Source organism: Arthrobacter sp. 35W (genome assembly GCF_000482545.1).
Classification (GTDB): domain Bacteria; phylum Actinomycetota; class Actinomycetes; order Actinomycetales; family Micrococcaceae; genus Specibacter.
In genome coordinates this window covers 674,828-688,627 of record NZ_KI519455.1, presented here as the reverse complement: position 1 = coordinate 688,627, position 13,800 = coordinate 674,828, and the positions used below count along the sequence as shown (strand labels likewise).

10 protein-coding genes are annotated in these 13,800 nt (G+C 68.1%); 7 read left to right on the top strand and 3 right to left on the bottom strand.

Going from position 1 to position 13,800, the window contains the following annotated elements:
• The first annotated feature begins 22 nt into the window (after positions 1-22).
• The 5 genes from dnaK (at position 23) to K254_RS0115260 (ending at position 5,062) form a co-directional block, all read left to right on the top strand.
• Complete coding sequence (dnaK, locus tag K254_RS0115280) at positions 23-1,894, top strand: molecular chaperone DnaK (protein WP_026556103.1); 1,872 nt, start codon at positions 23-25, stop codon at positions 1,892-1,894.
• Between the two features lie 2 nt (positions 1,895-1,896).
• Positions 1,897-2,457, top strand: a complete 561-nt coding sequence (locus K254_RS0115275; protein WP_026556102.1) for a nucleotide exchange factor GrpE — start codon at positions 1,897-1,899, stop codon at positions 2,455-2,457.
• 118 nt (positions 2,458-2,575) lie between these two features.
• A complete protein-coding gene (locus K254_RS0115270; RefSeq protein WP_026556101.1) occupies positions 2,576-3,559 on the top strand; it encodes a DnaJ C-terminal domain-containing protein in 984 nt (327 codons plus the stop codon).
• Between the two features lie 30 nt (positions 3,560-3,589).
• Positions 3,590-4,021 (top strand): heat shock protein transcriptional repressor HspR, encoded by a 432-nt coding sequence (locus K254_RS0115265; RefSeq protein WP_026556100.1) that lies wholly within the window; start codon positions 3,590-3,592, stop codon positions 4,019-4,021.
• Positions 4,022-4,210: 189 nt separating this feature from the next.
• A complete protein-coding gene (locus K254_RS0115260; RefSeq protein WP_026556099.1) occupies positions 4,211-5,062 on the top strand; it encodes a DMP19 family protein in 852 nt (283 codons plus the stop codon).
• A 66-nt stretch (positions 5,063-5,128) separates the two neighbouring features.
• Here the strand turns inward: K254_RS0115260 and K254_RS0115255 are convergent, their stop codons facing one another.
• Positions 5,129-8,524, bottom strand: a complete 3,396-nt coding sequence (locus K254_RS0115255; RefSeq protein WP_051389273.1) for a DEAD/DEAH box helicase — start codon at positions 8,522-8,524, stop codon at positions 5,129-5,131.
• Positions 8,525-8,596: 72 nt separating this feature from the next.
• Positions 8,597-8,986: a UPF0758 domain-containing protein gene (locus K254_RS23520; protein WP_051389272.1), complete on the bottom strand. Its 390-nt coding sequence runs from the start codon at positions 8,984-8,986 to the stop codon at positions 8,597-8,599.
• 174 nt (positions 8,987-9,160) lie between these two features.
• On the opposite strand from K254_RS23520, the gene K254_RS0115245 reads away from it, so the two are divergent.
• A complete protein-coding gene (locus K254_RS0115245) occupies positions 9,161-10,648 on the top strand; it encodes a SulP family inorganic anion transporter (RefSeq protein ID WP_026556097.1) in 1,488 nt (495 codons plus the stop codon).
• 26 nt (positions 10,649-10,674) lie between these two features.
• On the opposite strand, the gene trmB is transcribed toward K254_RS0115245, so the two are convergent.
• Positions 10,675-11,571: a tRNA (guanosine(46)-N7)-methyltransferase TrmB gene (trmB, locus tag K254_RS0115240; RefSeq protein ID WP_026556096.1), complete on the bottom strand. Its 897-nt coding sequence runs from the start codon at positions 11,569-11,571 to the stop codon at positions 10,675-10,677.
• 299 nt (positions 11,572-11,870) lie between these two features.
• Here trmB and K254_RS0115235 point away from each other — a divergent pair, with 299 nt between their 5' ends.
• Positions 11,871-13,643 (top strand): DEAD/DEAH box helicase, encoded by a 1,773-nt coding sequence (locus K254_RS0115235; protein WP_026556095.1) that lies wholly within the window; start codon positions 11,871-11,873, stop codon positions 13,641-13,643.
• The last annotated feature ends 157 nt before the right edge of the window (positions 13,644-13,800 follow it).

Sequence of the window (13,800 nt, the reverse complement as noted above, 5' to 3'; positions counted from 1 at the left end):
AACAGTGAAAGGAAATGCCCCTATGTCACGTGCAGTAGGAATTGACCTCGGAACCACCAACTCCGTTGTTTCCGTCCTGGAAGGTGGCGAGCCCACCGTCATCGCCAACGCCGAGGGTGGCCGCACCACGCCGTCCGTCGTTGCCTTCTCCAAGACCGGCGAGGTCCTGGTGGGCGAGATCGCCAAGCGCCAGGCCGTCAACAACATCGACCGCACCATCGCCTCCGTCAAGCGCCACATGGGCACCGACTGGAACGTTGCGATCGACGACAAGAAGTACACGGCGCAGGAAATCTCCGCCCGTACGCTGATGAAGCTGAAGAACGACGCCGAGGCATACCTGGGCGAGAAGGTCACCGACGCTGTGATCACGGTTCCGGCCTACTTCAACGACGCCGAGCGCCAGGCCACCAAGGAGGCCGGCGAGATCGCGGGCCTGAACGTGCTGCGCATCGTCAACGAGCCCACCGCCGCTGCTCTGGCCTACGGTCTGGACAAAGGCAAGGAAGACGAGCTCATTCTGGTCTTCGACCTCGGTGGCGGAACCTTTGACGTCTCCCTGCTGGAAGTTGGCAAGGACGAGGACAACTTCTCCACCATCCAGGTGCGCGCCACCTCCGGTGACAACCGCCTCGGCGGCGACGACTGGGACCAGCGCGTTGTCGACTACCTGCTGAACCAGCTCAAGGTCAAGGGCATCGACCTGTCCAAGGACAAGATCGCCCTCCAGCGTCTGCGCGAAGCCGCCGAGCAGGCCAAGAAGGAACTCTCCTCGGCCACCAGCACCAACATCTCCCTGCAGTACCTCTCCGTCACCCCCGACGGACCGGTGCACCTGGATGAGCAGCTGACCCGTGCCAAGTTCCAGGAACTGACCTCGGACCTGCTCGAGCGCACCAAGAAGCCGTTCAAGGACGTCATTGCCGAGGCCGGCATCAAGGTCTCCGACATCGACCACATCGTCCTCGTCGGTGGCTCCACCCGCATGCCCGCCGTCTCCGAGCTGGTCAAGGAACTGGCCGGCGGCAAGGAGCCCAACAAGGGCGTCAACCCGGATGAGGTTGTGGCCGTTGGCGCCGCACTGCAGGCCGGTGTGCTGAAGGGCGAGCGCAAGGACGTTCTGCTGATCGACGTCACCCCGCTGTCCCTGGGCATCGAGACCAAGGGCGGTGTGATGACCAAGCTGATCGAGCGCAACACGGCCATCCCCACCAAGCGGTCCGAGACCTTCACCACGGCCGACGACAACCAGCCGTCCGTGGCCATCCAGGTCTTCCAGGGCGAGCGCGAGTTCACCCGCGACAACAAGCCGCTGGGCACGTTCGAGCTGACCGGCATCGCGCCGGCTCCGCGCGGCGTCCCGCAGGTTGAGGTCACCTTCGACATCGACGCCAACGGCATCGTGCACGTGTCCGCCAAGGACAAGGGCACCGGCAAGGAGCAGTCGATGACCATCACCGGTGGCACCGCCCTCTCCAAGGACGACATCGAGCGCATGGTCCGCGAAGCCGAGGAGCACGCAGCCGAGGACAAGGCCCGCCGCGAGGCTGCCGACGTCCGCAACTCCGCCGAGCAGCTCGCCTACACGGTGGACAAGGTTCTGGCCGACAACGACGACAAGCTGCCCGAGGCTGTCAAGACCGAGGTCAAGGCCGACGTCGACGCTCTCAAGGCCGCTCTGGCCGGCACCGACGACGACGCCGTCAAGGCTGCGTCCGAGAAGCTGAACGCTTCCCAGTCCAAGCTGGGCGAGGCCATCTACGCCTCCTCCCAGGCCGAGGGTGCCGCCGACGGCGCTGCCTCCGAGGGTGCCCCCTCCGCCGGTTCCGCTCCGGAAGAGGACATCGTCGACGCCGAAATCGTGGACGAAGACACCGCCGACGAGAAGAAGTAGCCATGAGCGAGTCTTCGAACCCCGAAGAGGTTCCGACCAACGAAACCCCCGACGGTGACGCGCTCTCCCAGGCCGAGGACATCCTGAACGGCGTCGAGGTTCCCGCTGCGGAATCCGTCGCCCAGGGCGTCCCGGCCGGGGACGGCTCCGCGGAGGCGGCCGAGCTGAAGAACGACCTGCTGCGCCTCCAGGCGGAGTACGTCAACTACCGCAAGCGTGTGGAACGCGACCGTGCAGTGGCCGGCCAGATGGCCGTCATCGGCGTGCTGAACTCGCTGCTGCCGGTGTTGGACGACGTCGACGCCGCGCGCCAGCACGGCGACCTGGTGGACGGGCCGTTCGCGGCCATCGCCACCAAGCTGGAGACGGCACTGGCCACCTATGGACTGACCCGCATCGATGAGACGGGCGTGGCCTTTGACCCGACCATCCACGAGGCGCTCATCCAGCAGCCCGGCACCGACATCGAGGTTGACACCGTCAGCCAGGTGCTGCGTGCCGGCTACACCTCCGGGGAGCGCGTGCTGCGCGCCGCCCAGGTGATTGTGGCAGTACCCGAGTAACACCCTCGTTGGTCGAACTTGCTGGGACCATGGCCTTGCGGCGATGCTGGTCCCAGCGGGTTCGACCAACGCCTTTAACTTTCATCCCCACAGGGAACCACGACCGGAAGGAGACGTCTTGGCCAGCCAGGACTGGGCGGACAAGGATTTCTACAAGATCCTTGGTGTCGCCAAGGATGCTACGGACGCCGACATCAAGAAGGCGTACCGCAAGCTCGCACGCAAGTACCACCCGGACACCAACTCCGGCGACGCTGCGGCTGAAAAGACCTTCAAAGACGTCTCCGAGGCCTATTCGGTGCTCTCCAGTGCCGAGGACCGCCAGCAGTACGACGCGATCCGCGCCATGGGCGGCGGGGCGCGCTTCAGCGCCGGCGGCGCCGGGGCTCCCGGAGCAGGCGGCTTCGAAGACGTCTTCGGCGGCCTGTTCAATAGCGGCGGCGGACGCGGGCGCAGCCGCGGCGGCCAGAGCTTCAACGGCTCGGGCCTGCCGCCGGAGTTCGCCGATCTCTTTGGCGGCGGCGGTGGCGGCTTTGGCGGCTACCAGCCCCAGCCCACCAAAGGTGCGGACCGCACGGCGACCACCAGCATCTCCTTCGCCGGCTCCATCCGCGGCACCACCATCGGCCTGCGCGAGCCCGACGGCGATGTCATCGACGTCCGCATCCCGGCCGGCATCAAGGACGGCCAGAAGGTCCGGGTCAAGGGCAAGGGCCAGCCCGGCACCGCGGGCCCCGGGGACCTGATGGTCACCGTCAACGTCAAGCCGCACGACTTCTTCGTCCGCGACGGCAACAACATCCGCATCCACGTGCCCGTCACGTTCCCGGAGGCAGCCCTCGGCGCCGACATCTCGGTGCCCACGCTCTCCGGCGAATCCGTGCGGCTGCGCGTACCGGCCGGCACCCCGTCCGGGCGCACCCTGCGCGTCAAGGGGGCAGGCGTGAAGACGCCCAAGGAAACCGGCGACCTGCTGGTGACCATCGACGTCGTCGTGCCCCAGAAGCTGACCAAGGAAGCCGAAGCCGCCGTGCGTGCGTTTGCCGAGGCCACGGCCGACGGCGATCCCCGCGGCACCCTCGCCGCCAAGGCCCACCTCTAACCCGCAAACCCGCCGTTGAAGGAGGACACGATGAGCATCGATGCCAATCTCCCCATCTTCGTGATCTCCGCTGCGGCGGAGCTTGCGGAGATGCACCCGCAGACGCTGCGGCAGTACGACAGGCTCGGCATCGTCAAGCCCAGCCGGCTGCCGGGGCGCTCGCGCCGCTACTCACAGCACGACGTCGACATGCTCCGGGAGGTCCAGCGGCTCTCCCAGGAGGGCGTCTCGCTGGAGGGCATCAAGCGGATCATGGAGCTGCAGAACCAGGTTGAGGCGCTGCGCTCCCGCGTCCGCGAGCTGACCACCGCGCTGGAGGCGGCCACCACCGCCGGACGCCCGCGCGAAACGGCCCGCATCTTTGCCGCAGGCCTCGCCGGTGGGGATGTGGTGTCCCTGGCCCGCGGCCAGCGTCCGCGCGCCCGCAGCCAGGCCGTCGTCGTCTGGCGCCCCCAGCCCTGACCCCAACTGAGTGACAGTTATGACACGTTCCAGGCTCTGGAACGTGTCATAACTGTCACCTACTTGGGCTGGGGTGGAGTGCACCCAAACTTCGTCTGGTGTTCACCCGGAGCGCGGCCGCTGGGCGGGCGGCGCGGCGTACGTTGAAAGTGTCCGACAGCAGTCACCTTTCAGCAGTGAGGATTCCCCATGACCACCAATGAGTACGCCGTCGTTCTGATGCAGGACAGCCTTCAGGGAAGCACCGAAGATGTGGTGGATGCCAATGTGAATGTGGTGAACGAGATGTACAGCGCGCTGCTCTCCGCCGAGGAGATCGCGGCCGACGCGCTGCGCAGCTACTTTGTGGACTTCTACCTCACCCAGGCGCTGGCCGGCGGGTTTGCCCAGTACGCCTTCGCCGTGACCGACCGCGAAGAGGTTGACGCCTTTGTCCGCGGGGGCCTGCAGGCCATGGGCGCCACCGGGCACCTGGACCTGTTCGACCGCACGGCGGCCGCGTTTGCCGGGCTGAACGACGACGACACCGAGGCCTACCTCGACGGCGCCCTGGACGAGTCCGAGGAGCGCCCGTCCGCTGTGGCAGCGCTGGACCAGCTGGACATCGACTTCGAGTCGCTGCTGGAAACCGAGGATCTCATCGCCCTCAACGCCGCCTGGCTCCGCAGCCTGGACAACGTGCTGCTGCTGGACGGCGAGGAGGCCCTGGCCGCCCACATTGCCGGGCGCGTGGCACTGGTCCCGGACCTGGCCCAGCGCCAGGCCGACGCCGAGGAGGAGGCGCTGGCCAACGCCCCGACGTTTGAGCTCATCATCCGCGAGCTGTGCGACGTGGCCGGCTACACGCTGGAGAAGATCACCATGGGCGACCCCAACTACATCCACGACGGCGAGAAGACGCTGGCCTGGCACTTCACCACGGACCACGGCGACTACCTGATGGTTGAGGAGGACGACGAGGCCTTCATGATCAACCCGGAGACCACGGAGATCATCGCCGCCGTCGAGTTCGACGACGACGAAGAGTTCGCCACCGCCTAACCCCCATCTGTGCGACAGTTGACGCTCCCATGAAGCCTCATGGGAGCGTCAACTGTCGCACAGTTGCTATTCGGTGAAGAGGCCGGCGAGGTCCGCGGCGGTGAGCGCGCCGGAGGACAGGGCGTCCCCGCTCATGACGTCGGAGAACAGGGCCGACTTCTTGGCCTTCAGGGCCATGACCTTCTCCTCGATGGTGTCCTTGGCGACCAGCCGGTAGACCATCACATTCTTCTTCTGGCCGATGCGGTGCGTGCGGTCCACTGCCTGCGCCTCCGATGCCGGGTTCCACCACGGGTCCAGGATGAACACGTAGTCCGCCTCGGTCAGGTTCAGGCCAAAGCCGCCGGCCTTGAGGCTGATCAGGAACACCGGGGCCTTGCCCGTCTTGAATTCGTCGACGACGGCGGCGCGGTTGCGGGTGGCGCCGTCGAGGTAGCAGTACTCGATGCCGGCCTCGTCCAGGCGCCCCTTCACCTTGCCCAGGAAACCGGTGAACTGGCTGAAGATCAGGGCGCGGTGGCCCTCCTCGATGACGTCGTCCAGCTGCTCGAAGAGCACGTCCAGCTTGGAGGAGCGAATGGCGTGCAGCTTCTCATCCACCAGCGAGGCGTCCAGGCTGAGCTGGCGCAGCAGGGTGAGCGACTGGAAGATCGTGAAGCGGTTCTTGTTCACATCCGCCAGCAGGCCCAGGATCTTCTGGCGTTCGCGCTGCAGATGCGTCTGGTAGACCTTCTGGTGGCGCGGATTCAGCACCACCTCAAGGATCTGCTCCTGCTTGGGCGGCAGATCCTTGATGACCTGTTCCTTGGTGCGGCGCAGCATCAGCGGCTTCACCCGGCCGCGCAGCTTCGCCAAGAGCTTGGAATCGCCCTGCTTCTCGATCGGCTTCTGGTAGAACTCCGCGAAGCGCTTCGGGCTGGGGAACAGCCCCGGCGCCACGATGGACGTCAGGGTCCACAGCTCCATCAGGTTGTTCTCCAGCGGGGTGCCGGTGATGGCCAGTTTGAAGGACGTCTCCAGCTTGCGGGCACACTGGTACGCCTTGGACTGGTGGTTCTTCACGAACTGCGCCTCATCGAGGATCAGCCCGGACCATTGGTGCAGCCCGTACTCGGCGAAATCGATGCGGAACAGGGCGTAGGAGGTGATGACGACGTCGGCCCCGGCGAAGACGTCCTCGGCGGCCAGACCGCTTTTGGCGAAGGTCTCCGACACCGTGGCCACGCGCAGGCCCGGTGCGAAACGGGCCGTCTCCGCCGCCCAGTTGCCCACCACGGAGGTGGGGGCGACCACCAGGAAGGGGGCGCCGTCGGGCGTGTCAGCCTTGGCCTGGCACATCAGCGCCAGCGTCTGCACCGTCTTTCCCAGGCCCATGTCGTCCGCCAGCACGCCGCCCATGTGGTTGCTGTACAGGAAGTGCAGCCAGTTGAACCCCTGCAGCTGGTAGGGGCGCAGGGTGGCATCGAGCCCCTCGGGAGCCGCCAGCGGCTTGTGGTCCGCGGCCTGCAGCAGCCCCGTGACGGCAGCGCGCCATTCGGCGGCCTGCGCATCCACGATGCCCAGCTGGGCCAGCTCGTCCCACAGACCGGCCTGGAAGCGGCTGATCCGCAGCCCGCCGTCCTTGTTGTCCTGCAGCTCGCGGGCCTCGTCGATGAGCTCCCGCAGCTGGTGCAGCTCGGGCAGGTCCAGCGAGAAGTGCGCGCCGGAGGGCAGCAGCATGCGCGAATGCCCGGCGGCCAGTGCGGAGAAGACGGCGGCGAAGGACACCGGCTCGCCCTCGAGGGTGATGATGATGCCCAGATCGAACCAGTCCCGGTCCGAGGTGGCCTGGGTGGAGATCGTGACGACGGGGGCCTCGCTGGCTTCGCGGTAGCTGGCGATGTCGCCCACGGTTTCCACCTCGACGCCGGAGATCTGCCGCAGGGCGGGCAGCACCTCCTCGGTGAAGGCCATGGTGTCCAGGCCCTTCAACGTGGCGGCGGCGGCCAGATGGGGCTCGCCCCACGCCTCATGGGGGGATTCGCCCAGTGCTGCAACCACCTTCCACGGTGTGCCGATGGAGCGCAGCACGGCGGCCTCAGCCGCCGAATCCCGCAGGGCCGTCTCGGAAGGGTCGGCCCAGAGCGGTTGGGCACTGACCTTCTCGCCCGCCAAGTAGTGCCACTCCCAGTGCAGGCGCACCACATGGTCCTCGCCGTAGCTGGCCAGCAGCGACAGCACGGGGGCGGAGTAGGTGGGCAGCTCCACGGAGGCATCCGGAGACACCACAGGGGCGGCGCGCTTGAGCCGGGGGTAGAACTGCGTCAGGAACTTGTCCTCACCGCTCGGTGGCACGTGGACGGTGTGCTGGGCCAGCGCGAAGCCCACCAGCTGGGGCGAGGCTGCGGCCTCCAGCGGCACCAGGGTGATGGTTCCGGGCTCGACGGCGGCGCCCAGCCCCGGGAGTGTGGGTGCGCCGGGGAGTGGGGTGGGCTCGGCGTAGAAGAGCCCGTGCGCCGGAGACCCAATGGAGGCCATGACACGTGCGGCCAGCTCGGTGCCGTCGACACCGAGCCGGGCGTCCACATCCAGCCCGCCGGCCTCGGCGCGGACCACATTCAGGTGCACATCGGCCGCCGCCGGCAGGACCCGGATGGGGTCCGAGGTGCCGCTGTGCACCAGGGACAGCCCGATCTTCGGGGCTTCCTGCAGCAGCAGCCACAGATTGCGCCCGGCATAGTCGTTCAGCGCCAGCCATGGGGAGGCGGCCTGGGCGCGGAAATTTGAGGCCGAATGCGAGGCGAGGAAGTCAATCAGCCAATCGAGGTGTTCCTCGTTGTATTTGCGCCCGAAGTTCAGGTAGTTCAGCGTGTTCCAGGCGATGCCCGTGCGCACCCACTTGCCCTTGGCGCCCATCAGCACCGGGCGCACATGGAGGGTGGGGATGCTGGGGGCGGGGGACTTGCGGCCGCTGTAGCTGAACCGCTGCACCGGCATCTCGATCTCAAACTGCAGCCCCAGCGGCGGGACATCCTTTGACTGGCTGCCCGGGGCTGCAGGCAGCAGATCCGCCAGCTCGGACTCCCAATCGCTGGTGGCACGGGCGGCCTTGGCGCCGGCAGCCTTCGCCAACATGGTCTCCAGCACAGTGGCCGGGCGGGCGGCGATCGCCGGGCCGGTGACGGGGTCCTCCTGGGCGGCGAAGAGCAGGGCGATGACGTGCTTGCAGTTCTGCCGCACCGGGCAGCTGCACACACCCACCCGGCAGGCCCAGATGTCGTCGTGCTCGCGGATCAGCTTGGCGGTGGCGCCGTAGCGCGTGGTGCCCTCCACCTTGCCGGTCAGCAGCCCGGTGGACGGCTCGAACGCCAGGGCGGAAACGCGCCCCTCGGCGGCATATTCACGCCCGGCGGCCACCGCGTTGTCCGTGAATCCGGCGATGCGGATGTCCAGGCCGGACGGACTGGTGGGGGACTGCGTCACAGTTGCAACTTCCTGAGGTTCTTGGGCGTGGCACCTCGGATGGAACCACATCTGATCAATCTTAGGCGGCGCCTACCCCTCGGGCACCTTTGGGGCCGCACGGCCCCGTGCCGCGGCGCGGCTGCCCAGCGCCAGTGAGGCCACGATCCGCAGCGCCACGGCCTGTCCCACGCCCGGGAGCGCCTGCAATTGGGCAGGGGTGCAGCGCGCCAGTCCGGGCAGGCCGCCGGTGGTTTTCAACACCAGCCGGGCCAGCTCCACGCTGCTGAGCGCCGGGGTGCCGGAGCCGATGACGACGGCGAGAAGCTCGGCGTCGCGCATCCGCTCCGCGCCCAGTGCCACCAGCCGCTCGCGGGGGCGGTCGGAGGGCTCCATGTCGGCAATGGCCGTGTGGGCGGTGTCCACCTGCGGCCCGGCGGTTTCGGTGGTTTCCGGCGTCCGGCCGGGCATGTTGTTGTCCATGGATCCACGCTAGGAGCGGGCGGGGGCGCCCGCCACGCGCCCGGGGCTGGCTGTGCAGCAGTGGTTCCGGAGACGGCCCTGTGCAGGGTCTGGACTATCCTGAGAGCGCCCCCGCGGCGGCCCCGGGGCCGCCGACAACACAGCGGCAGGCCACACCCCGCGAATTGGATGTACATGAACGCCACCGATTTCCCCCAGGCCCCCACGGTGCTGGCCACCCTTGCCTCGCCGCGCCGGCTCAAGACCGAGGTGCTCGGCGGCCTGGTGGTGGCCCTGGCCCTGATCCCGGAGGCCCTCGCATTCTCCGTGATTGCCGGCGTCGACCCCCGGGTGGGGCTGTTCAGCGCCTTCACCATGGCCGTCTCCATCGCGTTCCTGGGCGGGCGCCCGGCGATGATCTCCGCCGCCACGGGTGCCGTGGCGCTGGTGATCGCCCCGCTGGTCAAGGAGCATGGCGGCCACTACTTCATCGCGGCGGTGATCCTCGCCGGGATCATCCAGATCCTCTTCGGTGTGCTGGGTGTGGCCAAATTGCTTCGTTTCATCCCACGCTCCGTGATGGTGGGCTTCGTCAACGGGCTCTCCATCCTGGTGTTCCTGGCCCAGCTGCCCGAGCTCATCAACGTCCCGTGGCTGGTCTATCCGCTGCTGGCGCTGGCGCTGGTGATTGTCTTTGGGCTGCCAAAGCTGACCACCGCCATCCCTGCGCCGCTGGTGGCGATCGTGGTGCTGACGGCCGTCACGGCCCTTGCGGCCATCCGCGTCCCGACGGTGGGGGACAAGGGCGCTCTGCCGGATTCGCTGCCCGGTCTGCTGTTCCCCGACGTCCCGCTGACCTGGGACACACTGTCGATCATTGCCCCGTTCGCCCTGGCCATGGCCTGCGTGGGCCTGCTGGAATCGCTGATGACGGCCAAGCTGGTGGACGACGTCACCGACACGCGCTCCTCCAAAACCCGCGAGGCCATCGGGCAGGGCGGGGCCAACATCATCACCGGTTTCTTCGGCGGCATGGGTGGCTGCGCGATGATCGGCCAGACCATGATGAACGTCAAGGTGGCCGGGGCCCGCACCCGCATCTCCACGTTCCTGGCCGGTGCCTTCCTGCTGGCCCTGGTGCTGCTGCTGGGCGATCTGGTGGCGATGATTCCGATGGCCGCCCTGGTGGCCGTGATGATCTTTGTCTGTGCCGCCACCTTTGACTGGCACAGCATTGCGCCGTCCACCCTGCGCCGGATGCCCAAGAGCGAGACGGCGGTGATGGTCTCCACCGTGGCCCTGGTGGTCGCCACGCACAACCTGGCCATCGGCGTCGCAGTGGGCGTGCTGGTGGCGATGGTCCTGTTCGCGCGCCGGGTGGCGCACTTTGTGACTGTCACCCGGAGCCTGGCCGACGACGGCGCCGCGGCCACCTATGTGGTGGACGGCGAGCTCTTCTTCGCCTCCTCCAACGACCTCTACACGCAGTTCCACTACGCCGCGGATCCCCAGAAGGTGGTGGTGGACATGTCCGCGTCCCATCTGTGGGATGCCTCCACCATTGCCACGCTGGATGCCATCACGGACAAGTATGCCCGGCACGGGAAAACGGTGGAGATCACCGGACTCAACGAGGCCTCGGAAAAGATGCGCGCCCGGCTGGCGGGCGGCTTCGGCGGCTGAGCGGCCCCAGCCTAGCGCCGGGCGGCCTACAGCCGGCGGAAGGTCAGGTCGAAGATGGTGCGGCCGGCCTTGTGGGCCTTGTTCTCAAAGCTGGTCAGGATGCGCCCGTCAAAGCGCGGCGCCCAGCCGCCGATGGCGTCCGGCTCATCGGAGACCTCGCAGTCGGCACCGGAGGTCCGTGCCTCGGTGAGCGGGCTTTCGGAACCCGTGCGCTCGCCGTCGTGCACATTGGCGAACACGTCCGAGTCCGTGCCGACGGCGCGCATCTGCTCCGCGTAGCCGGACCAGTCCGTGGCCAGGCGCCACAGACCGCCCTCGGCCAGCACCCGGGACACCAGAGGGGCGAAGGCGTCCTTCACCATGCGGCGCTTGTTGTGCTTGGTCTTGTGCCACGGATCCGGGAAGAACACCCAGACCTCGCTGACGGAGCCGGCCGGCAGCATGGTGCTCAGGACCTCGGGGGCGTTGGCCTGCACCACGCGGACGTTGGTGAGTTCGCGGGACGCCACCTTCAGCAGCGTCTGTGCCAGGCCCGGCTTGTAGACCTCCACCGCGAGGAAGTTCTTCTCCGGGTTCGCCTCGGCGGCGTTGACGATGGCCTCGCCCAGTCCGGAGCCGATCTCCACCACCAGGGGTGCCGTGCGTCCGTAGACGGCCTCGGCGTCGAAGAGGTAGTCGGGGTGCACCGAGGTGTCGGACACCTGCCGGGGCACGTCGATCACGTAGTCCTCGGAGTGGTCCTCCCAGGCCTTCTGGCGGCGGCCTTGCAGGCGCGTGCCGCGGCGGACGAAGGACACCGGCTGGACGCGGTAGGTGCCGTGCGCTGCCTGGCTGCCGGGCGTCACGGGGCGGGGGAACTCGGTGCTGCCGTCCGTGCCGGTGTCGCTGGATTCGGGGGTGGTGGAGGCTGGGGATTCGCTCATCCCTTCCAGAATACCGGCCCCCGTGGAGGCGCAGCGGCGGTGATCCCGCGCACGTTCGACGGCGGCCGGGTGCGTGCTGCTGGTAGAATGAAGGTACTTGATGCGTAAAGTTGCGCATCCTGCGTCGATGAACGCATTCAATCTGTCCCGCATTTTGGGGTGCAGCCTCGCCCGCACAGGGCAGTCCGGTAAGCCGGGCAGGCGCACCAGCGGTTGACAATGTCTGGCATTGAATCGGCGAACCCGTGGCCAAAACTGGTGGCGGGACGAGCCATACGCCGTAAGAAAGTCTTCTCTACATGACTACGTTTTCCTCCCTTGGTGTGCCCAAGGCACTTGCTGATTCCCTCGCCTCCAACGGCATCGAAGAAGCCTTCCCCATCCAGGTCAAGACCCTGCCGGACACCCTGGCCGGCCGCGACGTCCTGGGCCGCGGCCGCACCGGCTCCGGCAAGACCATCGCCTTCGCCCTTCCGCTGGTGGCCCGTCTGGCCGAGCGCGAGGCAGCCTACTTCCGCAAGCCCGGCCGCCCGCTGGGTCTGATCCTGGCCCCGACGCGCGAGCTCGCCACCCAGATCAACAACACGGTTGAGCCGCTGGCCAAGGAAATGGGCCTGAACACCACCGTGATCTATGGCGGCGTGCCCCAGGCCCGCCAGGAGAAGGCGCTGCGCGCCGGCGTCGACATCGTCATCGCCTGCCCGGGCCGCCTCGAAGACCTGATGAAGCAGAAGATCATCACCCTGGAATCCGTGGAGATCACGGTTCTGGACGAGGCCGACCACATGGCCGACCTGGGCTTCCTGCCCGTCGTGAAGAAGCTGCTGGACACCACCCCCACCCAGGGCCAGCGACTGCTCTTCTCCGCCACCTTGGACAACGGCGTGGACAAGCTGGTCCAGCGCTACCTCTCCAACCCGCTGACCCACTCCGTGGACGATCCGCAGGCCGCTGTGACCACCATGGAGCACCACGTGCTGGTGGTCAACGACCAGACCGTCAAGAAGCAGCTGATCGTTGAGCTGGCCTCCGGAGCCGGCCGCCGCGTGCTGTTCATGCGCACCAAGCACCACGCCCGCAAGCTGGCCAAGACGCTGACCGACGCCGGCATCCCCGCCGTGGATCTGCACGGAAACCTGTCGCAGAACGCCCGCGACCGCAACCTGGCCGAGTTCTCCACCGGTGACGTCCGCGTCCTGGTGGCCACCGACGTCGCCGCCCGCGGTGTCCACGTCGACGACGTCGAGCTGGTCATCCACGTCGACCCGCCCACGGAGCACAAGGCCTACCTGCACCGCTCCGGCCGTACGGCCCGCGCCGGTTCCGATGGGACGGTTGTCACGATCACCCTGCCCGAGCAGCAGAGCGACGTGAAGAAGCTGATGAAGGCTGCCGGCGTGGACGTCTCCTTCGAGCGCGTCAGCGCCAACTCCCCGCTGGTGGGCAAGCTGGTGGGCGAGGTTGCCGAGAAGATCGATCCCCGCACCCGCGCCGCACTGCTGGCCGCCAAGGCTTCGCAGCAGGGTGGTGGCCAGTCCACCGGCGCCAACGCCGAGCGCAAGCGCGCCCGCCGCACCGGTGCAGCACCGGTGGCAGGTGGCCGTGGCGGCCGCGGTGGACGTGGACGCGTCTCCTCCAACCCGGCCTCCGAGATTGTTGCCTCGGTCGGTGCCAACCGCACCGAGCGCCGCAAGGAGCAGCCGCAGGCCCCGCGCTTCGGCGCCGAGTCCCGCCGCCCCGCACGCGGCGAGGGCCGCAGCGAAGCCCCCCGCGGCGAGGGCCGCTCCGATGTGGCACGCGGCCCCAAGCGCGCCCCCGAGGGTGCCTCGCACCGCAACGACGTCCCGCGCAGCGGTGGCCGCGGCGGCAACTCGAGCGCGGCTCCGGCCTCCAAGGGTGGCTCCGCTGCCGTGTGGTCCTCCAACACGGGCGGCACCTCCGGCGGCAGCTTCGGCTCCGGCTCGGGCAACGGCGGCGGATCCCGCTCCGGTGCACCGCGCTCCGGCGGACAGGGTTCGGGCGGCCCCCGCCGCGCGTCGGCCCCGGCCTCCAACCAGCGCCGCGGCCGCTAAGCCAGGCACGCTATAGACGACGGCGCCCGTCCCCACACAGGGGACGGGCGCCGTCGTCGTTTAAGACCTAACGCCGGGCCGGCAAGTGGGTGGGCCCACGCTTGCCAGGTTCCCGGAAAATCGCGCCAGCGAATGTCCGGGCCGGCAAGTGGGTGGG